This is a genomic window from Pseudomonas sp. 1121_17 (genome assembly GCF_052850745.1).
In genome coordinates, this window is sequence record NZ_VXCX01000001.1 from 236,606 (window position 1) to 257,317 (window position 20,712).

General features: G+C 62.2%; 22 protein-coding genes. 19 read left to right on the plus strand and 3 right to left on the minus strand.

Annotation, left to right across the window (positions count from 1 at the left end; translation table 11 throughout):
• Window positions 1-22: 22 nt before the first annotated feature.
• The gene (locus FW789_RS01115; protein WP_060481534.1) at window positions 23-955 is read left to right on the plus strand and encodes an ABC transporter ATP-binding protein; all 933 of its coding nucleotides are present in this window, start codon (window positions 23-25) and stop codon (window positions 953-955) included.
• Window positions 952-1,731 (plus strand): ABC transporter permease, encoded by a 780-nt coding sequence (locus FW789_RS01120; RefSeq protein WP_101321513.1) that lies wholly within the window; start codon window positions 952-954, stop codon window positions 1,729-1,731. Before FW789_RS01115 ends, FW789_RS01120 begins: the two co-directional genes overlap by 4 nt.
• Here the strand turns inward: FW789_RS01120 and FW789_RS01125 are convergent.
• On the minus strand, window positions 1,615-2,241 hold the full coding sequence (locus tag FW789_RS01125; protein ID WP_446430782.1) for a DUF2062 domain-containing protein: 627 nt from the start codon (window positions 2,239-2,241) through the stop codon (window positions 1,615-1,617). The genes FW789_RS01120 and FW789_RS01125 overlap by 117 nt on opposite strands.
• 142 nt (window positions 2,242-2,383) lie before the next feature.
• On the opposite strand from FW789_RS01125, the gene FW789_RS01130 reads away from it, so the two are divergent.
• The 8 genes from FW789_RS01130 (at window position 2,384) to murB (ending at window position 9,227) form a co-directional block, all read left to right on the plus strand.
• Window positions 2,384-4,594, plus strand: coding sequence for a DNA internalization-related competence protein ComEC/Rec2 (locus FW789_RS01130; protein ID WP_446430783.1), 2,211 nt, complete (start codon window positions 2,384-2,386; stop codon window positions 4,592-4,594).
• 90 nt (window positions 4,595-4,684) lie between these two features.
• Entirely contained in the window at window positions 4,685-5,320 is a 636-nt protein-coding gene (locus FW789_RS01135; RefSeq protein ID WP_060481604.1) for a MotA/TolQ/ExbB proton channel family protein, read from the plus strand.
• Window positions 5,317-5,751, plus strand: a complete 435-nt coding sequence (locus FW789_RS01140; RefSeq protein ID WP_060481531.1) for an ExbD/TolR family protein — start codon at window positions 5,317-5,319, stop codon at window positions 5,749-5,751. The genes FW789_RS01135 and FW789_RS01140 overlap by 4 nt, the downstream gene beginning before the upstream one ends.
• Window positions 5,751-6,758, plus strand: coding sequence for a tetraacyldisaccharide 4'-kinase (gene lpxK, locus FW789_RS01145; protein ID WP_446430784.1), 1,008 nt, complete (start codon window positions 5,751-5,753; stop codon window positions 6,756-6,758). The genes FW789_RS01140 and lpxK overlap by 1 nt, the downstream gene beginning before the upstream one ends.
• Window positions 6,759-6,800: 42 nt before the next feature.
• Complete coding sequence (locus FW789_RS01150; RefSeq protein WP_028633616.1) at window positions 6,801-6,986, plus strand: Trm112 family protein; 186 nt, start codon at window positions 6,801-6,803, stop codon at window positions 6,984-6,986.
• Window positions 6,983-7,747: a 3-deoxy-manno-octulosonate cytidylyltransferase gene (gene kdsB, locus FW789_RS01155; RefSeq protein WP_103438133.1), complete on the plus strand. Its 765-nt coding sequence runs from the start codon at window positions 6,983-6,985 to the stop codon at window positions 7,745-7,747. The genes FW789_RS01150 and kdsB overlap by 4 nt, the downstream gene beginning before the upstream one ends.
• Window positions 7,747-8,211, plus strand: a complete 465-nt coding sequence (locus FW789_RS01160) for a low molecular weight protein-tyrosine-phosphatase (RefSeq protein WP_103438132.1) — start codon at window positions 7,747-7,749, stop codon at window positions 8,209-8,211. The genes kdsB and FW789_RS01160 overlap by 1 nt, the downstream gene beginning before the upstream one ends.
• Complete coding sequence (gene murB / locus FW789_RS01165) at window positions 8,208-9,227, plus strand: UDP-N-acetylmuramate dehydrogenase (protein WP_186700109.1); 1,020 nt, start codon at window positions 8,208-8,210, stop codon at window positions 9,225-9,227. Before FW789_RS01160 ends, murB begins: the two co-directional genes overlap by 4 nt.
• A gap of 99 nt (window positions 9,228-9,326) precedes the next feature.
• Here the strand turns inward: murB and rne are convergent, their stop codons facing one another.
• The gene (rne, locus tag FW789_RS01170) at window positions 9,327-12,563 is read right to left on the minus strand and encodes a ribonuclease E (protein ID WP_446430785.1); all 3,237 of its coding nucleotides are present in this window, start codon (window positions 12,561-12,563) and stop codon (window positions 9,327-9,329) included.
• Between the two features lie 783 nt (window positions 12,564-13,346).
• Here rne and rluC point away from each other — a divergent pair.
• From rluC to sppA, 3 genes are read left to right on the plus strand one after another with little or no spacing between them, the layout of a single operon-like run.
• Window positions 13,347-14,312, plus strand: coding sequence for a 23S rRNA pseudouridine(955/2504/2580) synthase RluC (gene rluC, locus FW789_RS01175; RefSeq protein ID WP_101321498.1), 966 nt, complete (start codon window positions 13,347-13,349; stop codon window positions 14,310-14,312).
• On the plus strand, window positions 14,309-14,986 hold the full coding sequence (locus tag FW789_RS01180) for an HAD family hydrolase (RefSeq protein ID WP_103438128.1): 678 nt from the start codon (window positions 14,309-14,311) through the stop codon (window positions 14,984-14,986). Before rluC ends, FW789_RS01180 begins: the two co-directional genes overlap by 4 nt.
• A gap of 6 nt (window positions 14,987-14,992) precedes the next feature.
• Window positions 14,993-15,982: a signal peptide peptidase SppA gene (gene sppA / locus FW789_RS01185; protein WP_103438127.1), complete on the plus strand. Its 990-nt coding sequence runs from the start codon at window positions 14,993-14,995 to the stop codon at window positions 15,980-15,982.
• 38 nt (window positions 15,983-16,020) lie between these two features.
• Here sppA and FW789_RS01190 read toward each other — a convergent pair whose 3' ends face one another.
• Window positions 16,021-16,599 carry a Maf family protein gene (locus tag FW789_RS01190; RefSeq protein WP_103438126.1) on the minus strand — a complete coding sequence of 193 codons (579 nt, stop codon included), beginning with the start codon at window positions 16,597-16,599 and terminating at the stop codon, window positions 16,021-16,023.
• A gap of 94 nt (window positions 16,600-16,693) precedes the next feature.
• On the opposite strand from FW789_RS01190, the gene FW789_RS01195 reads away from it, so the two are divergent.
• From FW789_RS01195 to acpP, 6 genes are all read left to right on the plus strand, one after another.
• On the plus strand, window positions 16,694-17,221 hold the full coding sequence (locus FW789_RS01195) for a YceD family protein (protein WP_446430786.1): 528 nt from the start codon (window positions 16,694-16,696) through the stop codon (window positions 17,219-17,221).
• Between the two features lie 13 nt (window positions 17,222-17,234).
• Entirely contained in the window at window positions 17,235-17,417 is a 183-nt protein-coding gene (rpmF, locus tag FW789_RS01200; RefSeq protein ID WP_016485486.1) for a 50S ribosomal protein L32, read from the plus strand.
• Window positions 17,418-17,420: 3 nt separating this feature from the next.
• Window positions 17,421-18,431, plus strand: a complete 1,011-nt coding sequence (gene plsX / locus FW789_RS01205; RefSeq protein WP_446430787.1) for a phosphate acyltransferase PlsX — start codon at window positions 17,421-17,423, stop codon at window positions 18,429-18,431.
• A 127-nt stretch (window positions 18,432-18,558) separates the two neighbouring features.
• A complete protein-coding gene (fabD, locus tag FW789_RS01210) occupies window positions 18,559-19,497 on the plus strand; it encodes an ACP S-malonyltransferase (RefSeq protein WP_103438124.1) in 939 nt (312 codons plus the stop codon).
• A 16-nt stretch (window positions 19,498-19,513) separates the two neighbouring features.
• Window positions 19,514-20,254 carry a 3-oxoacyl-ACP reductase FabG gene (gene fabG, locus FW789_RS01215; RefSeq protein ID WP_103438123.1) on the plus strand — a complete coding sequence of 247 codons (741 nt, stop codon included), beginning with the start codon at window positions 19,514-19,516 and terminating at the stop codon, window positions 20,252-20,254.
• A gap of 215 nt (window positions 20,255-20,469) precedes the next feature.
• Window positions 20,470-20,706: an acyl carrier protein gene (gene acpP / locus FW789_RS01220; protein ID WP_004371293.1), complete on the plus strand. Its 237-nt coding sequence runs from the start codon at window positions 20,470-20,472 to the stop codon at window positions 20,704-20,706.
• Window positions 20,707-20,712 lie beyond the last annotated feature (6 nt).

Genomic DNA, 20,712 nt, shown 5'->3' on the forward strand with positions numbered 1-20,712 from the left:
CTAGAATGGTACGTGACCCGCTATGAGTTCTGCTCTGTCCATCCGACAGCTGACCAAAACCTACGGCAACGGCTTCCAGGCCCTCAAGGGTATTGATCTGGATGTCGCCGAAGGTGACTTCTTCGCCTTGCTCGGCCCCAACGGCGCCGGCAAATCCACCACCATCGGCATTCTCTCGACCCTGGTCAACAAGACCAGCGGCAGCGTCAATGTCTTTGGCCATGATCTGGACCGCGAGCCAGCCGCGCTGAAGCGTTGCCTGGGCGTGGTGCCGCAGGAATTCAACTTTAACCAGTTTGAAAAGACCTTCGATATCGTCGTCACCCAGGCCGGCTACTACGGCATCCCGCCCAAGCTGGCCAAGGAACGCGCCGAGCAGTACTTGACCCAGTTGGGCCTGTGGGACAAGCGCGACGTGCCATCACGCTCATTGTCTGGCGGCATGAAGCGTCGGCTGATGATCGCCCGTGCACTGATTCACGAGCCACGCCTGTTGATCCTCGACGAGCCAACCGCGGGCGTCGATATCGAGCTGCGTCGGTCGATGTGGAGCTTTCTCACCGAGCTCAACGAGAAAGGCATCACCATCATCCTGACCACGCATTACCTGGAAGAGGCCGAGCAGCTGTGCCGCAACATCGGCATCATCGACCACGGCACCATTGTCGAAAACACCAGCATGCGCAAACTGCTCGGCACGCTGCATGTCGAGACTTTTGTGCTGGACTTGAAGCAGGACCTGACCACGGTGCCAACCCTGCACGGCTACCCGTGCCGGCTGATCACCCCGCACACGCTGGAAGTGCAGGTCGACAAGGATATCGGCATCACCGCGCTGTTCGGCCAGCTGGCCTTGCAGAACATCGAGGTGCAGAGCCTGCGCAACAAGACCAACCGGCTTGAGGAGTTGTTCGTGTCACTGGTAGAGAAAAACCTGTCGAAGGTGGCCGTATGAGTGTGGAACTGCGCACCAACTGGGTCGCTCTGAATACCATCGTCTACCGCGAAGTGCGTCGCTTCCTGCGGATCTGGCCGCAGACGCTGCTGCCGCCGGCCATCACCATGGTGTTGTACTTCGTCATCTTCGGCAACCTGATCGGTCGGCAGATTGGCGACATGGGTGGCTTCACCTACATGGAGTACATCGTGCCTGGGCTGATCATGATGTCGGTGATCACCAACTCCTATGGCAATGTGGTCTCGAGCTTCTTCGGCAGCAAATTCCAACGCTCGATCGAGGAGCTGATGGTGTCGCCGGTGTCGCCGCACACCATTCTTATCGGCTATGTGCTCGGCGGCGTGCTGCGTGGGTTGGCGGTAGGGGTGATCGTGACCATCCTGTCGATGTTCTTCACCCACCTGCAGGTGCATCACCTGGGCGTGACCGTGGTGGTAGTGCTGTTGACCGCAACCATCTTCTCGCTGCTGGGCTTCGTCAACGCAGTGTTTGCGCGCAACTTCGATGATATTTCGATCATCCCGACCTTCGTGCTGACCCCGCTGACCTACCTGGGCGGGGTGTTCTACTCGATCAGCCTGCTGCCGCCGTTCTGGCAGGTGGTGTCGCTGGCGAACCCGGTGCTGCACATGGTCAACTCGTTCCGCTACGGCATCCTAGGGGTTTCGGATATCAGTATCGGTACTGCGATCACCTTCATGCTGGTGGCCACGGCTGTGCTGTATGCCCTGTGCATTCGCCTGCTGGTCAGCGGCCGCGGCATGCGTGCATGACATACGTTGCTTGCGGCGCCGCCACTGGCGGCCGACCCACCAGCGCCAGTAGCTCATGGTGATGAAGTAGGCGGCGATGCCCAGCACCACGCCGCACACCACTGAGCCGAGCATAAATGGCTGCCACACGGTAGCCAGCTGGTCGGTGATCCACTCGAAGGTGAGGTCGTCGGGCAGGCTGCGTGGTGGCGTCTGCAGCAGCCAGGCGCCTGTCATGTAGGTGACGAAGAACACCGGCGGCATGGTCAGCGGATTGGTTAGCCAGACCAGGCTGACCGCAATCGGCAGGTTGCCCCGCAGCGGGATCGCCAGACTGGCGGCCAGCAGCATCTGCATCGGCATCGGGATCAATGCGGCAAACAGGCCCACGCCCATGGCCCGTGCCACTGAATGACGGTTCAGGTGCCAGAGGTTGGGGTCGTGCAGCAGCTTGCCGAAAAAGCGTAAGGACTTGTGTTCCCGAATGCTGGTCGGATCCGGCATGTACCGTTTGAACAGGCGGCGCGGCATGGGGGCTCCCGGGGCAGTGATCGGGCAAGTATGCCTTGATTCCCGGAATGGCTTGTTCAGAGTTTGTGACAATTGTTGAGCAAGACTGACCCTTAAATACGCTATTCCTCTGCAGGCTGTCTTGCTTGCGGAGCTCTACCTTATGCGCACAGGGATGTTGGCGCTTGCGCTCGGGCTGTTGTGCCTGGGCTTTCTACCCGTTCTGCCGACGGTCGGCTGGCTAGTCTTGATGCTGCTCGCTGCGCTTGGCTGCCTGGCTACGCGAGTCTGGCCGCTGGGCTGCTTGCTGCTGGGCTTTTGCTGGGCGTGCTGGTCGGCGCAGCAGGCGCTGGATGATCGTCTGGCGCATTCGCTCGATGGCCGCACGCTATGGCTTGAGGGGCGCGTGGTCGGCCTGCCAGCGGTATCGGCCCACGGTGTGCGCTTCGAGCTGGAGGAACCCGCTTCGCGCCGCGCCGAATTACCCAGGCGCTTGCAACTGAGCTGGTTCGACGGCCCAGAGATTCGTGCCGGAGAGCGCTGGCGCCTGGCCGTGACCCTGAAACGCCCGCGCGGCCTGATCAATCCACATGGGCCGGACCGCGAGGCGACGCTGTTGGCCCGGCGCATCGGCGCCACTGGCACGGTCAAGGCGGGAGAGTTGCTGGAGCCGGTGGCCGGCGGCTGGCGCGACAGTCTGCGCCAGCGCCTGCTGGCAGTGGATGCCTGGGGCCGCGAAGCGGCGTTGGCGGCGCTGGTTCTGGGCGATGGCTCGGGGCTGGCCAGGCAAGACTGGCAAGCGCTGCAGGCGACCGGCACGGTGCACTTGTTGGTCATCTCGGGCCAACACATCGGGTTGGTCGCAGGGTTGGTCTACGGCCTGGTGGCGGGGCTGGCACGTTACGGAGGTTGGCCGCGGCGCTGGCCATGGCTGCCGTGGGCGTGCGGGCTGGCCATGACGGCCGCGCTGGGCTACGGCTGGCTGGCGGGGTTTGGCGTGCCGGTGCAGCGGGCCTGTCTGATGCTGGCGGTGGTGCTGCTCTGGCGCCTGCGTTTTCGCCAATTGAGCGCCTTTGTACCACTGTTGATGGCGCTGTGCGGTGTGTTGCTGGTTGAGCCGTTGGCCAGTTTGCTGCCCGGATTCTGGTTGTCGTTTGGCGCGGTGGCAGTGCTGATCTACTGCTTTGCCCAGCGCCTTGGCGGTTGGCGGCCTTGGCAAGCGTGGACACGTGCGCAGTGGGTGATCGCCATCGGCTTGTTGCCGGCGATGCTGGCGCTGGGCCTGCCGATCAGTCTGAGCGCGCCGTTGGCTAATCTGCTCGCGGTGCCCTGGATCAGCTTCGTGGTGCTGCCCTTGGCGTTGCTGGGCACCTTGTTGCTGCCGCTGGCGGGGTTTGGCGAACTGCTGCTATGGCTGGCCGGCGCAGCGCTGGCTGGGTTGTTCGACGTGCTGACGGTGGTGGCTCAGTGGCAACCGGCATGGATTGCCCGGCAGTTGCCGCTACTGGCCTGGTTGCTGGTGCTCAGTGGCGCGTTGATCGTGTTGCTGCCCCGTGGCGTACCCATGCGTGGCCTGGGCGCGCTGATGCTGCTGGCGCTGTGGGTGCCTGGCAAGTCGTTGCCGCAGGGGCAGATCGAGGTGCTGCAGCTGGACGTCGGCCAAGGCCTGGCGATCCTTTTGCGCACGCGGAACCACAGCCTGCTCTACGATGCTGGCCCAGCGCGCGGCGAGAGCGATCTGGGCGAAAGTGTAGTGCTGCCCACTTTGCGTAAACTGGGCGTCGATCGACTGGATGTGCTGCTGATCAGCCATGCCCATGCCGACCATGCCGGCGGCGCAGCGGCCGTGCAGCGCGGCCTGTCGGTCGAGCGCGTTGTGGTCGGTGAGTCGGAGCAGGCCTTCCAGGCACAAAGCTGCGAGACGGGGCAGGGCTGGCAGTGGGACGGTGTCGACTTTTCACTCTGGCATTGGCCGCAGGGGCGCTCGAGCAATGACCGCTCCTGCGTATTGCTGGTCGAGGCGCAGGGCGAGCGTCTGCTGTTGGCCGGTGACATTGAAGCCAGCGCCGAACGCGCCTGGCTGGCGGCGCATGAAGGCAAACGCATCGACTGGCTGCAGTCACCGCACCACGGCAGTCGCAGTTCCTCCACCGAGGCGTTCATTGCTGCCACCAGGCCGCGCGGCGTATTGATTTCCCGCGGTGCGCACAACGGTTTCGGCCACCCGCATGTGCAGGTGCTGGAACGCTACCAGCGCCATGGGCTGGCGATTCACGACACCGCCATAGAGGGCGCCTTGAGCTTGCGCCTGGGCGCTCAATCCCAGGTTGCCGGGCAGCGTGCCCAGCGCAGGTTCTGGCGTGACAAAGAATGACCCCGGCACGCGCATTGTTGCGACCTCCGGCAACTCAGCCGAGGGCGATCCTATGGTAGAGTGGCGGCCTTTTTCGAGGGGATGATTACTGTGTGGGAATTGGTAAAGTCCGGTGGTTGGATGATGCTGCCGATCATTCTGAGCTCCATCGTTGCCATGGCTATCGTCGTCGAACGCCTGTGGACCCTGCGTGCCAGTCGCGTAACCCCGCCGCACCTGCTGGGTCAGGTGTGGATGTGGATCAAGGACAAGCAGCTCACCAGTGACAAGCTCAAGAGCCTGCGCGCTGACTCGCCGCTGGGCGAGATCCTTGCTGCCGGCCTGGCCAATTCGCGCCATGGCCGCGAAATCATGAAAGAGTGCATTGAAGAAGCCGCCTCGCGGGTTATTCACGAGCTCGAACGCTATATCAGCACGCTCGGCACCATCGCTGCGATGGCACCGCTGCTGGGTCTGCTCGGTACCGTGCTGGGCATGATCGACATCTTCAGCGCGTTCATGGGGTCGCAGATGACCGCCAACGCTTCGGTGCTCGCCGGTGGCATCTCCAAAGCCCTGGTGACCACGGCTGCAGGCCTGATGGTCGGTATCCCGGCGGTGTTCTTCCACCGCTTCCTGCTGCGTCGCATCGACGAGTTGGTGGTCGGTATGGAGCAAGAGGCGATCAAGCTGGTCGAAGTCGTGCAAGGTGATCGCGAAGTGGAAGTGGCGGGAGTCAAGGCGTGAAGTTTCGGCGCAACCGTGCGCGGGAGAACGTCGACATCAACCTGGCGTCGTTGATCGACGTGGTGTTCGTGCTGCTGCTGTTCTTCGTCGTCACCACCACCTTCACCCGCGAAAACCAACTGCGGGTCGAACTGCCGGAGGCCTCTACAGGCGCGCCGGCCGAGGCCGACGAGGGCAAGCGGGTGGATATCACCATCAGTGCCGACGGGGTGTACTCGGTGAACAATCATCTGCTGCCGAAAAGCGACCTGGCCACTCTGGTCGAAGCGCTGCAGCAGGAATCTGGCGGTGATACCAAGCTGCCGTTGTCGATCAGCGCAGATGGCAAGACCCCGCATCAGTCGGTGGTGACGGCCATGGACGCGGCGGGCAAGCTCGGTTTCAGCCAGCTGCGCATGACCACGGTCGAGGCCGCAGCGGGGACGCCCTGATGGCTTTCACCGAGCGCTTGCTCGCTGCCTGGTACAACGGCCACCCGGCGCTGGCCTTGTTGCGGCCGCTGGAGCTGTTGTACCGTCGCGTCGTGCTGCGCAAGCGTACGCGCTTCGTCAGTGGTGCAAGCGCCGCTTACCGCGCGCCGGTGCCGGTCATTGTGGTCGGCAATATTACCGTTGGCGGCACCGGCAAGACGCCGATGATCCTCTGGCTGATCGAACACTGCCGCAAGCGGGGCTTGCGCGTCGGTGTGGTCAGCCGCGGTTACGGTGCCAAGCCGCCTTCGCTGCCCTGGCGGGTGGCGGCGGAGCACAGCGCCGAGCATGCCGGCGACGAGCCGTTGTTGATCGTTCAGCGCACCGGTGTGCCGCTGATGATCGATCCCGACCGTTCGGCGGCCGTACGCGGGCTGCTTGCCAGCGAACCCCTCGACCTGATCCTTTGCGACGACGGCATGCAGCATTACCGCCTGGCGCGTGACCTTGAGCTGGTGCTGATCGATGCCGCACGGGGCTTGGGCAATCGCCGATGCCTGCCCGCAGGGCCACTGCGCGAGCCGGTCGAGCGCCTCGATGAGGTCGACGCGCTGCTCTACAACGGTGCCAGCAGCGACCGCGAAGACGGCTTCGCCTTTCAACTCAAGCCTTCGGCGTTGGTCAACCTGCGCAGTGACCAACGCCGTGGGCTTGACCATTTCAGCCCTGGCCAGGCCGTGCATGCGGTGGCTGGCATCGGTAATCCACAACGTTTCTTCAACACCCTGCTGCAGCTAAACTGGCAGCCGGTGCCGCACCCGTTTGCCGACCATGCGCAGTTCAGCGCCGAAGCGCTGACGTTCAGCCCGACGCTGCCGCTGGTGATGACCGAAAAAGATGCGGTGAAATGCCGTGCCTTTGCCGCTGACGACTGGTGGTATCTGACAGTCGAGGCGCAACCGTCACCGGCCTTCATTACCTGGTTCGACGCCCAGCTTGAGCGTCTGCTGCCTGCGCAGCAGCCCTGACCCTGTTCAATTTTCCGGCCGCTTGGCCCCAAGGACGCACTCATGGACACCAAACTGCTTGATATCCTGGCTTGCCCGATCACCAAAGGCCCGCTCAAGCTCAGCGCCGACAAGACCGAGCTGATCAGCAAAGGCGCAGGCCTGGCCTACCCGGTGCGCGATGGCATCCCGGTCATGCTGGAAAGCGAAGCACGCACCTTGACCGACGACGAGCGTCTGGACAAATGAGCCTGGACTTCACTGTGGTCATCCCCGCCCGGCTGCGCTCCACGCGCCTGCCGGGCAAGCCGCTGCTGTTGATCGCTGGCAAGCCGATGGTCCAGCACGTCTGGGAACAGGCGCGCAAAAGCAGCGCAAGCCGGGTGGTGATCGCCACCGATGACGCCAGCATCGTTGCCGCCTGCCAGGCATTTGGTGCCGAGGTATTGCTGACCTGCGCTGAGCACGAATCGGGCACCGATCGCTTGGCCGAAGTTGCCGCCCAGCTGGGTTTGGCCAGTGATGCCATCGTCGTCAACGTGCAGGGCGACGAGCCTTTGATCCCGCCGGTGATCATCGACCAGGTCGCGGCCAACCTCGCTGCGCACCCGGAAGCTGGCATCGCCACCCTGGCTGAGCCGATCCATGAGCCGCAGACGGTGTTCAATCCCAATGCGGTCAAGGTAGTCAGCGACAAGAATGGCCTGGCCCTGAGCTTCAGCCGTGCACCGTTGCCGTGGGCCCGCGATGCGTTTGCCGTGAACCGCGAGCAGTTGCCGCCGGCAGTGCCTTATCGCCGCCATATCGGCATGTATGCCTACCGCGTCGGTTTTCTTCAGGACTTCGTCAACTGGGGGCCGTGCTGGCTCGAGCAGACCGAAGCGCTGGAGCAGCTGCGAGCGCTGTGGCATGGCGTGCGTATCCACGTTGAAGATGCGCTCGAGGCTCCCGCCGTGGGCGTTGATACCCCAGAAGATCTGGAGCGCGTTCGGCGCTTGTTGGAGGCCTGATGCGCGTCTTGTTTGTGTGCCTGGGCAATATTTGCCGCTCGCCCACCGCAGAAGGGGTGTTGCGCCATCAGTTGCAACGCGCCGGGCTGGCCGACCAGGTAGAAGTGGCATCGGCCGGTACGGGCGACTGGCACGTGGGCAAGGCGCCGGACGCGCGCACCTGCAAGGCAGCGCTGGCGCGCGGCTATGACCTGTCGGCGCAACGTGCCCAGCAGGTCAAGGCCGGCCATTTTGCCGAGAACGATCTGGTGCTGGCCATGGATGCCAGCAACCTCGCCGACCTCAAGGCCATACGCCCGCCGGCGTCCAAGGGCGAGCTGGATTTGTTCCTGCGTCGCTATGACGGCGCGTTGGATGAAGTCCCCGACCCGTATTACGGCGGCGCGGCCGGATTCGAGCAGGTGTTGGACCTGATAGAGCTGGCGTGCGAGCAGTTGGTCGATGAAATCAGGGGTCGGCTATGACTGCCACCTGGCAACAGCAGGTATCGCTCAAGCCTTTCAACACCTTTGGTATTGACGTCAAGGCCCGCTATTTCGCCCAGGCGCACAGCGACGCCGAGGTGCGGGCGGCATTGCTCGAAGCAGCCCGCCTTGAGCTTCCGGTGCTGGTCATCGGCGGTGGCAGCAACCTGCTGTTGACCGGTGACATCAGCGCGCTGGTGCTGCATATGGCCAGCCGTGGCCGGCGGCTGCTGAGTGAGGAGGGCGATCGCGTGGTAGTCGAGGCTGAAGCCGGTGAACCTTGGCATGAGTTTGTGCAGTGGAGCCTGGCGCAGGGTTGCAGCGGGTTGGAAAACCTCAGCCTGATTCCCGGCACCGTCGGTGCCGCGCCGATGCAGAACGTCGGCGCGTATGGCGTCGAGATCAAAGACGTGTTTGCCGGCTTGACCGCACTCGACCGTGAAACAGGTGAGCTCAAGGATTTTTCCCTTGAGGAGTGCGGGTTTGGTTACCGCGACAGCCTGTTCAAGCGCAATCCCGGCCGCTGGTTGATCCTGCGCGTGCGCTTTGCCCTGAGCCGCAGCTTGCATGCGCACCTGGACTACGGCCCAGTGCGTCAGCGCCTGCACGAGCAGGGGGTCGTCGAGCCGACCGCGCAGGCAATCAGCGATGCGATCTGCAGCATTCGTCGCGAGAAACTGCCTGACCCGCTCGAACTGGGTAATGCTGGTAGCTTCTTCAAGAATCCGCTGGTCAGCGCCGCGCTCGGCGAGCAGCTTCGCGCTCGCTATCCGGGTGTGGTGGCTTATCCGCAGGCCGATGGTCAGCTCAAGCTGGCGGCGGGCTGGTTGATCGAGCAGGCAGGGTGGAAAGGCTATCGCGATGGCGATGCCGGCGTGCATCGGTTGCAGTCGTTGGTACTGGTCAATTATGGCCAGGCCTCGGGGGCGCAGTTGCATGCGCTGGCGCAGAAAATTCAGGCTGATATCTTCGCCAGGTTTGGCGTGGAGCTGGAGATGGAGCCGAATCTGTACTGAGTAGGTGGCACATGGATATGCCAGTGCAGCGCTGAATGCAACGCAAAAAAAAGCCCCGCCAGTTCGCACTGGCGGGGCTTTTTCATTCAGCCGTGGTTATCAACCGTGATGAGGCTTGTGCTCATCGGTCGATGCCTGGGCCTGAGCTGCGGCAGCAGCGGCCTCGGCTTCACGCTTGCGGCGACGCACTTCACGTGGGTCGTTCGGTGCGCGACCGTTGGCCAGCATTACAGGCGCCGGTTCAGCCGCTACAGGCGCTGCCTCGACAACTTCTGGCTTGGCTTCAACCGGTGCAGCCTGCTCGACCACCGGTGCTTCGACTGGCGCGGCCGCTGGGGCCTCGGCAACGTGCACTGGCTTCTCGGCTTCACCCGACTCGACCACGGCGGCTTCAACCACTGGAGCTTCGGCGGCTGGTGCCTCGATCACTGGCGCTTCAGCAACTGGCGCTGCAGTTTCCACTTCTGCTGCAGCAACCGGGGTTGCTTCAACGGCAGGTGCTTCGACTACGGGCTGCGGCGCAACCTCGACAACCGGCTCGATGCTCGGCTCGACCACTGCAACCGGCTCGCTGACAGGCTGCTCGACCACAGGGGCGATCGCAACGTCATCAGCTTGCTGTGCAGGCTCGGCTGGCAGGGCGATAACTTCACCGCTAGCCGCTTCAGGCGTTTGGGTAGAAGCGATTTCAGCCTGCTGATTGGCTTGTGCTTCGGCTGCAGCGCTGATGTTGCTGGTGGCAACAGCGGCAGTTACGGCCAGGCCAGCGGCCAGGTCGGCACCCAGATCAGTCGCCTGACGTGGTTGCTGTTCTTCACCGTTTTCGTTGCCTTCGCTGCCTTCTTCGTCGCCATCGATCAGATCGCCATTGGCATTGCGCTGACGTTCACGACGGTTGCTGCGACGACGCTGGCCGCGCGAGCGACGACGTGGGCGTTCGCCATCAGTGCCTTCTTGTTCGTCCTGCTGCAGTTCGTCGTTCGGCAGTTGCTCATCGGCGATCTCTGCGGCCTGCTCGTCAGCCTGGGCGGCTGGGCGCAGTTGACGCTCTTCCTGCGGCACACGCTCTTCACGTGGAGCGCGTTCTTCGCGAGGGGCGCGCTCTTCACGTGGAGCACGTTCTTCGCGAGGGGCGCGCTCTTCACGTGGAGCACGTTCTTCGCGAGGGGCGCGTTCTTCACGTGGAGCACGTTCTTCGCGAGGGGCGCGTTCTTCACGTGGAGCACGTTCTTCGCGTGGTGCACGTTCTTCACGTGGAGCGCGCTCTTCAGTCGATGCAGGGGTAGCGTCAAGTGGCTCACGCAGCTCACGCACAGGGCGCTCGTCACGGTTGCCGCGACGTGGGCGCTCTTCACGTGGAGCACGTTCCTCGCGTGGAGCGCGTTCTTCACGCGGCGCACGCTCTTCACGTGGTGCACGCTCTTCACGCGGTGCACGCTCTTCACGTGGAGCGCGTTCTTCACGCGGTGCACGCTCTTCGCGCGGCTTGCGCTCTTCGTCGCGACGACCGTTACGGTTGCGGCTCTGCTGACGACCGTTGCGGCGCTCTTCGTTGCGCTGTGGGCGCTCGGTAACAGGCTTCTCGGTGGCAGCCGGTGCAGCGACCGGTTCTTCCTTGGCGGCAAACAGGCTCACCAGCGATTTGACCAGGCCTTTGAACAGGCTTGGCTCAGGCATGCTTGGTACTGGCGCAGCAGCAACCGGAGCAGCCTCTTCGACAGCAGCCGGTACCGGAGCGTTGGTACGCGGTGGAGCGGTCTTGACCGCAGCTTCCTGGCGAACCAGGGTGCGGGTCGCGGCCTGCTGTGGCGCTTCCTCGGTTTCGGTGGTGGCGATTTCGTAGCTGGACTGGTTGGTCAGCACTTCCGGGTTGTCGTCGCGCAGGCGCTGGACTTCGAAGTGCGGGGTTTCCAGGTGGTCATTCGGCAGAATGATGATGCGAGCACGGGTGCGCATCTCGATCTTGGTGATCGAGTTGCGTTTCTCGTTGAGCAGGAACGCGGCAACCGGGATTGGCACCTGCGCGCGCACTTCGGCAGTGCGGTCTTTCAGGGCTTCTTCTTCGATCAGGCGCAGGATCGCCAGCGACAGCGACTCGACGTCACGGATGATGCCGGTGCCCGAGCAGCGTGGGCAGACGATGCCGCTGCTTTCACCCAGCGATGGACGCAGGCGTTGGCGCGACATTTCCAGCAGGCCGAAGCGCGAGATGCGGCCAACCTGGACGCGAGCACGGTCGGCCTCGAGGCATTCACGCACACGCTCTTCGACCGCACGCTGGTTTTTTGCCGGGGTCATGTCGATGAAGTCGATGACGATCAGGCCGCCGATATCACGCAGACGCAGTTGGCGGGCAATTTCTTCAGCCGCTTCCAGGTTGGTCTGCAGGGCGGTTTCTTCGATGTCGCTGCCTTTGGTGGCACGCGCCGAGTTGATGTCGATCGACACCAGCGCCTCGGTTGGGTCGATCACGATCGAACCGCCCGAGGGCAGCTCGACGACGCGCTGGAAGGCGGTCTCGATCTGGCTTTCGATCTGGAAGCGGTTAAACAGTGGCACGCTGTCTTCGTACAGCTTGACCTTGCTGGCGTACTGCGGCATCACCTGGCGGATGAAGGTCAGAGCTTCTTCCTGGGCTTCGATGCTGTCGATCAGAACTTCGCCGATATCCTGGCGCAGGTAGTCGCGGATGGCGCGGATGATGACGTTGCTTTCCTGGTAGATCAGGAACGGCGCGGTGCGGTCCAGCGAGGCTTCCTTGATGGCGGTCCACAGCTGCAGCAGGTAGTCGAGGTCCCACTGCATTTCTTCGCTGCTGCGGCCAAGGCCGGCAGTGCGCACGATCAGGCCCATGTCGCCTGGTACGGTCAGCCCGTTGAGGGCTTCACGCAGCTCGTTGCGCTCTTCGCCTTCGATACGGCGGGAGATGCCGCCAGCACGTGGGTTGTTTGGCATCAGCACCAGGTAACGGCCAGCCAGGCTGATGAAGGTGGTCAGGGCGGCGCCTTTGTTGCCGCGCTCTTCCTTCTCGACCTGGACGATGACTTCCTGGCCTTCGGTGAGTACTTCCTTGATGTTGACGCGGCCTTCTGGGGCCTTCTTGAAGTACTCGCGGGAGATTTCTTTCAGCGGCAGGAAGCCGTGACGGTCGGAGCCGAAGTCGACGAAGGCGGCTTCGAGGCTGGGCTCGATCCGGGTGATCTTGCCTTTGTAGATGTTGGCCTTTTTCTGCTCACGGGCGCCGGATTCGATATCCAGGTCGTAGAGGCGTTGGCCATCCACCAGGGCTACACGCAACTCTTCGGGTTGAGTTGCGTTAATCAGCATTCTTTTCATGTTGTACCGTCGGTTTCCGGGCTGCCGGAAACGGCGTTCGGCACACACGACTTCTCATGGTCGGTGTCAAGGTGCGCAAAGGGTGGCGAACCACCCCCGTGTCGGCGACGTTCGGCACCAGCCGGTTGCCCAGCCTGCCGTTGTCGCGACGACGCGTCCTGTTGCTGCGGTGCTGTGGGCCTGTGGTATCGGGATCAACCTGGCAGGCCTGGTGCACTCAGTCAGGAGGAGGAATCAACCGTCAGCCGTGGACGCCTACGTGGCATCTGTAAGGACCTTATCCGCTCGCCGCCCATTACAGTGGGGCGGTGGCCGGACGCGGTGCTACACGGTCCGAGGGCTGTGCATCTCCACCCTGCACGTATCCCTGATAATTCGGGTGCTGCCGCGCGCTGAATCCGCAACGGGTTGCATTTTTCGCCATCTTCATAAGGGAAGCTGGCGCCATTCATGTCCAAGGCAGGTATTTCCGAAGCATTCGCCGGGTGTAGGAGGAAGTGACGATGGCGGTGCAGAGACACGGCGAAAAAAGCCAGTTAAGCAGATGAACTACCACACTTATGATTCTTTTCGGTCTTCTCTACCCGGCGCGAGTGGCGCTTCCAGGTGTTTCGATAAACTGGCGAAAGCCCCGTAGGACGGCCTCGCGTCCTCGAGAATTGCGTTGGTCAGGGGCTGGCAAAGCGCCGTGTACCGCTGGCCCACCGCTTTTGGCGGCGTTCGCGACTATAGCAGCAATGATTAAGTGCTTCAATTCCCTAAAAAATTGTTATTATCGGCGCCATGACTACCAATACCCCTCCGACTTCCGGCGTTCAGCTGATCGAAGTCGCGCCGGAGCTTGCCGGCCAACGAATCGACAATTTCCTGATCACGGCGCTCAAGGGCGTGCCTCGCACCCTGGTCTACCGCATCCTGCGCAAGGGTGAAGTGCGGGTCAACAAGGGTCGGGTCAAGCCTGAATACAAGATCCAGGCCGGCGACATCGTGCGCGTGCCACCGGTGCGTCTGCCCGAGCGTGACGAGCCGGTGCCGGTGGCACAATCGCTGTTGCAGCGCCTGGAGGCGGCCATTGTCTATGAAGACAAGGCGCTCATCGTGCTCAACAAACCGGCCGGCATCGCCGTGCATGGCGGCAGCGGCCTGAGCTTTGGCGTGATCGAAGCGTTTCGCCAGTTGCGCCCGGACGCCAAGGAACTGGAGCTGGTGCACCGGCTCGACCGCGACACTTCCGGCCTGCTGATGATCGCCAAGAAGCGCAGCATGTTGCGCCATCTGCACGCTGCCCTGCGCGGTGATGGCGTCGACAAGCGCTACATGGCGCTGGTGCGTGGCAACTGGCCAACCGCGAAGAAACAGGTCAATGCCCCATTGCAGAAGAGCAACCTGCGTTCTGGCGAGCGTATGGTCGAGGTCAACGAAGAGGGCAAGGAAGCGCTGACCTTGTTCAAGGTGCTGCGCCGTTTCGGCGACTTCGCCACCATGATCGAAGCGCGTCCGATCACCGGTCGCACCCATCAGATCCGCGTGCACGCCCTGCATGCCGGGCACATGATTGCCGGCGACAACAAATACGGCGATGAAGAATTCTCCCGCGAGATTCGTGATCTCGGCGGCAAACGCCTGTTCCTGCATGCCTATGCCCTGACCGTGCCGCTGCCCGATGGCGGCGAGCTCAAGGTTGAAGCACCGGTCGACGAAATGTGGGCCAAGACTGTAGAGCGCCTGGCGCGGCCTGACTTCACATGAGCAAACCCTACGAGCTGCTGATTTTTGACTGGGATGGCACCCTGGCTGACTCTGTCGGGCGCATCGTTCTGGCGATGAATCAGGCCGCTGAGCGCGCCGGTGAGGCGCCCAGTGCCGAGGATGCAATCAAGGGCATTATCGGCCTGGCCCTGGGCGAGGCGATCTGGACCCTGTATCCGCACCTTGAGCCGCTGCAGGTCGAACGCTTCCGTCAGCACTATGCTGATGTGTACATGGCGCTGGATCAGCAGCCGTCACCGTTGTTTGACGGCGTGGTCGAGTCGCTGGATGCGTTTCGCGCCCACGGCTATCGCCTGGCAGTAGCTACTGGCAAGGCCCGTCGCGGGCTCGATCGGGTGCTCAAGGCCAATGGCTGGGAAGACTTTTTCGATATCACTCGGGCGGCTGATGAAACCCGCGGCAAGCCGCACCCATTGATGCTTGAAGAAATTCTTGCCCATTGCCGCGCCGAACCCGGCCAGGCGCTGATGGTCGGAGATTCTGCGTTCGACCTGCAAATGGCCAACAACGCCGGCATGCACTCGGTGGCTGTCGGTTACGGGGCTATGTCGCTGCAGGCGCTGGCAGAGTTCGGGCCGCAGGTGTGCATCGATCACTTTTCCCAGCTGCGCGAGTGGTTGGCAGGTTCGGCGCAATTATCAATTCCAAGGTAGGTGAGCATGGCTGACGAGTGGAAAGCGCCCGAGACCGAAGTGGTCGAGAGTGAGGATCGCAAGAGCTGGAAGCTGCTGGAGAAAACCCTCCTTGCTGGTGTGCAGGAGCAGCGTCGAGCGCGACGCTGGGGGATCTTCTTCAAGCTGCTGACGTTCCTTTACCTGTTCGGCATCCTGTTCCTGTTCTCGCCGCTGATGAGTATGGACGGCGCTGCTTCGCGCAGTGGTAGCCATACCGCACTGGTCGAGGTGCGTGGGGTTATTGCTGATCAGGAGGCGGCCAGTGCCGACAACCTGATCAAGAGCCTGCGCGAGGCATTCAAGGATGCCAATACCAAGGCAGTGGTGATGCGTATCAACAGCCCAGGCGGCAGCCCGGTGCAGTCCGGTTACGTCTATGACGAGATTCGCCGCCTGCGCGCCGAATACCCGCAGATCAAGCTGTACGCAGTGATCACCGATCTTGGTGCCTCGGGTGCCTATTACATCGCCAGTGCTGCCGATGAGATCTATGCCGACAAGGCCAGCCTGGTCGGCTCGATCGGCGTTACCGCAGCGGGCTATGGCTTTGTCGGTGCCATGGACAAGCTGGGCATCGAGCGGCGCACCTATACGGCGGGTGAGCACAAGGCGTTCCTTGATCCATTCTCGCCGCAAAAACCTGAAGAAACCGAGTTCTGGCAGGGCGTGCTCAACACCACTCACCAGCAGTTCATTGCCATGGTCAAACAGGGGCGTGGTGATCGGCTCAAGGACAAAGAGCACCCTGAGCTGTTCAGTGGCCTGATCTGGTCCGGTGAGCAGGCCAAGGCGCTAGGTCTGGTAGATGGTCTGGGCAGTGCCAGCTATGTCGCCAGAGACATCGTTGGCGAGAAGAATCTGGTCGATTTCACAGTCCAGGAGTCGCCGTTCGACCGTTTCTCCAAACGCATCGGCGCCAGCGTAGCTGAGCACCTGGCAATGTGGATGGGCTTCCAGGGACCGACCCTGCGCTAAGCGCTGCTGGCCTGTGCGTGCAGGCCAGCAGTTTCCCTTCAGGGCACCTGTACGCCTTCTTCCAGCAGCATATCCACCAGGCGAATAAGCGGCAGCCCGATCAGGCTGGTCGCGTCGCTGCCATGGGTGCTCTGGAACAGGCTCGCCCCCAATCCCTCGGCTTTGAAACTGCCGGCGCAGTCGTAAGGCTGCTCTGCGCGCAGATAGCGCTCGATACTGGCCTGGCTCAACTCGCGCATGACCACCGTGAACGGCACGCAGTCGACCTGACAATGGCCGCTGCTGCTGTTGAGCAGCGCCAGGCCGGTCAGAAAGGTGACCTGTTGGCCACTGGCGGCAAGCAGCTGCTCGCGGGCGCGCTCGAACGTATGTGGCTTGCCGAGGATCTGTTCGCCCAGCACCGCGACCTGGTCAGAGCCGATGATCAGATGGCCGGGGTGGGCTGCGGCCAATGCCTCGGCCTTTTGCTGCGCCAGGCGCTTGACCAGCGCGATGGCGGGTTCGTCCGGCAGGCGCTGTTCGTCTAGGTCGGGGCTTGCCGAGGTGAAGGGCAGGCGCAGGCGGGTGAGCAATTCGCGGCGGTAGGCAGAGCTGGAAGCCAGTAACAGGGGCAGCATGGTAGACTCCTTGGCAGATCAACCGATTCTATCATCCACTTGCCACCGAATTTCCTTTGACAGGGGCGGGGGCCATCCCTAGAATGCTGCGCCTATGTTGAATGACCCGATTCCACCTCACGTTGACCCGCGCAAATTAGCCGATCGTGGCGTAACCCTTCAAGGTTCGTTGCAACTCGCTGATTTGGAAAGACTCTGCGACCCGCTTTCCGACAATGTCGGTACGGTGCAGGCGAAGTTCGATTTTGAACGAGATGAACAGCATGCCGTGGTTATCCACAGTGAGCTCGACGTCGAAGTCAAAATGGTTTGCCAGCGTTGTCTTGAGCTGGTCACCCTGCCGATCCACAGCGAGTGTTCGTACGCGGTGGTGAAGGAGGGTGCGAATACCCAGTCGTTGCCGAAAGGCTATGACGTGCTGGAACTGGGCGAAGATCCTTTGGATCTGCAGGCGCTGATCGAGGAAGAGCTTTTGCTCGCCTTGCCCATCGTGCCTGCTCATCATCCGGAAGAATGCCAGCAGCCGGCGGGCCTCGATGAGCCCGAATCGAGCGAGGACGAGGTATCGCGGTCCAACCCGTTCAGCGTCCTGGCGCAGTTAAAGCGTGACCCAAACGTTTAGGAGTTAATCAATTATGGCTGTTCAGCAGAACAAAAAATCCCGCTCTGCCCGTGACATGCGTCGTTCGCACGATGCCCTGTCGGAAAACGCGCTGTCGGTAGAAAAAACCACCGGTGAAATTCACCTGCGTCACCACGTTTCGCCAGAAGGCGTTTACCGTGGCCGCAAAGTGATCGACAAGGGCGCTGACGAGTAAATCTTGTCCGCTCAGATCATCGCGATCGACGCAATGGGCGGGGACTTCGGTCCCCGCAACATTGTTCAGGCAAGTATCGCTTGCCTCTCGGTTACGCCCTCGCTGCACCTGACCCTCGTCGGTCAACCCTCCCTTCTTGAACCACTCGTCAGCGGCCTAGCAGCTGCCGATCGCGCGCGCCTGCAAATTGTCGCGGCCAGTGAAGTGGTGGAGATGGATGAGCGGCCCTCGCAAGCGTTGCGCAGCAAGCCTGATTCGTCGATGCGCATTGCCCTTGAACTGGTGCGGGACGGCAAGGCCCAGGCCTGCGTCAGCGCCGGCAATACCGGTGCACTGATGGCGCTGTCGCGCTTTGTCCTCAAGACCGTGCCAGGCATTGATCGGCCGGCCATGGTCGCGGCGATCCCGACCCAGTCAGGCTTTTGCCAGTTGCTCGATCTGGGCGCCAACGTTGACTGCAGTGCCGAGCATCTCTACCAGTTCGCGTTGATGGGCTCGGTGGCGGCGCAGGCCTTGGGCATTCAGCGCCCACGCGTTGCGTTGCTCAACATCGGCACCGAAGACATCAAGGGTAATCAGCAGGTCAAGCTGGCGGCAACGCTGCTGCAGAATGCTCGCGGTATCAACTACGTCGGCTTTGTCGAGGGTGATGGCCTGTATCGCGGTGAAGCCGATGTAGTGGTGTGTGACGGCTTTGTCGGCAATATCCTGCTCAAGTCCAGCGAGGGTCTGGCAACCATGATCAGTACCAGAATCGAGGCGCTGTTCAAGAGGGGGGTGCTGGCGCGCGCCGTCGGCGTGCTGGCCATGCCGCTGCTCAAACGCCTGCAGGCTGACCTGGCGCCTGCACGGCACAACGGTGCGAGTTTTCTCGGTCTGCAGGGCATCGTCATCAAGAGTCACGGTTCGGCAGGGGTCGAAGGCCTGCAGAGCGCTATCCAGCGGGCGCTGATCGAGATCGAGGAGAACCTGCCAGGGCGCCTGCACAGCCGCCTCGAAGACCTGCTGCCTTAGGCATAATCGCCATGAGGTGGTTAAATGTGACCGCTGGGTTTTCGTATTCATCCAAGTTTCCAGATTCTGCGTACAGCCATGGGCTGGGCGCATCCTCTCCGACGACAAGATCATAAGGGCTTGTTCAATGTCTGCATCCCTCGCATTTGTCTTTCCGGGTCAAGGTTCCCAATCGCTGGGCATGCTCGCCGAAATCGGCGCAGTAGAGCCGGTGATCGTCGAAACCTTCAAGGAAGCTTCCGACGCTCTGGGCTACGACCTGTGGGCACTGGTTCAGCAAGGTCCGGAAGAGCAACTCAATCAAACCGACAAGACTCAGCCGGCCATCCTCACCGCCTCCATTGCGTTGTGGCGCCTGTGGCTGGCCCAAGGCGGCGCAAAGCCTGCGTTCGTCGCCGGGCATAGCCTTGGCGAGTACAGTGCTTTGGTAGCGGCCGGTAGCCTCAGCCTGAAAGACGCGGTGCGCCTGGTCGAGCGCCGTGGCCAGCTGATGCAGGAAGCAGTCCCGGCAGGCCATGGCGGCATGGCCGCGATTCTCGGTCTGGACGACGAGGTCGTGGTCGCCATCTGCGCTGAAGCAGCAGAAGACCAAGTGGTCAGCGCGGTCAACTTCAACTCGCCAGGGCAGGTGGTCATTGCTGGCAACAAGGCAGCGGTAGATCGCGCCATGGAGCTGTGCAAGGCCAAGGGCGCCAAACGCGCCTTGCCGCTGGCGGTCAGCGTGCCGTCGCACTGCGCCCTGATGCAGCCTGCTGCCGAGCGCTTTGCCGAGTCGGTCAACGCCATCGAATGGCAGGCGCCGCAGATCCCGGTGGTGCAGAACGTTTCTGCAGCCATCCCAGCTGACCTGAGCGTGCTCAAGCAAGACCTGCTGGCCCAGTTGTACCAGCCCGTGCGCTGGGTTGAATGCGTGCAGACCCTGGCGGCCAATGGCGCGGTCAATCTGGTCGAGTGCGGCCCGGGCAAGGTCCTGGCCGGCCTGAACAAGCGTTGCGCTGATGGCGTGACCACCTACAACCTCAATACCCCTGATGCCATCGCCGCCACCCGTGCGGCGCTGGCCTGAAACTGGAGAAGCTTGCATGAGCCTGCAAGGTAAAGTTGCACTGGTCACCGGCGCCAGCCGTGGTATCGGCCAGGCCATCGCCCTCGAGCTGGGCCGTCAGGGCGCTACCGTCATCGGTACCGCGACCTCGGCCTCGGGCGCCGAGCGCATTGCTGCCACGCTCAAGGAGCATGGCATCACCGGCACCGGCATGGAGCTGAACGTGACTGATGAAGCGTCGGTCAACGGCGTTCTGGCCGCGATCCAGGAACAGTTCGGCACTACCTCGATCCTGATCAACAACGCCGGCATCACCCGCGACAACCTGATGCTGCGGATGAAAGACGACGAGTGGTTCGACGTGATCGACACCAACCTCAACAGCCTCTACCGCCTGTCCAAGGGCGTGCTGCGCGGCATGACCAAGGCGCGTTGGGGCCGCATTATCAGCATCGGCTCGGTTGTGGGTGCCATGGGCAACGCCGGTCAGGTAAACTATGCCGCCGCCAAAGCCGGTCTGGAAGGTTTCAGCCGTGCTCTGGCACGTGAAGTCGGGTCGCGCAACATCACTGTCAACTCGGTAACTCCAGGTTTTATCGACACCGATATGACCCGTGAACTGCCAGAGGCTCAACGTGAAGCGTTGCAGACCCAGATTCCGCTGGGCCGTCTGGGTCAAGCCGACGAAATCGCCAAGGTAGTTGCTTTCCTGGCGTCCGACGGCGCAGCCTATGTCACAGGTGCTACAGTGCCTGTGAACGGCGGGATGTACATGTAACATCGCAACTCAATGTGACGGATTGCTTCAAAAAAGAGTCATACTCCGAGCTTAAAATCCGTTATAAAGCTGCAACCAGATTCCGGGCAGAGGGTCGAGTGACCACTTAGCCAGTTGATGGCGGGGCGCGTTACGCTTGAAAAGCAGGCGTCTTGCTATAAACTCGGTCACCGGCCAGCTGCCTGACATATGTCTATTAGGAGTGAAAATTAGGTATGAGCACCATCGAAGAGCGCGTCAAGAAAATCGTCGCCGAGCAACTGGGCGTCAAGGAAGAAGAAGTAACTAACAGTGCTTCTTTCGTAGAAGACCTGGGTGCCGATTCGCTTGACACCGTTGAGCTGGTGATGGCTCTGGAAGAGGAATTCGAGACCGAAATCCCTGACGAAGAAGCCGAAAAAATCACTACCGTTCAAGCTGCTATCGACTACGTCACCAGCCACCAGGCTTAAGACGTC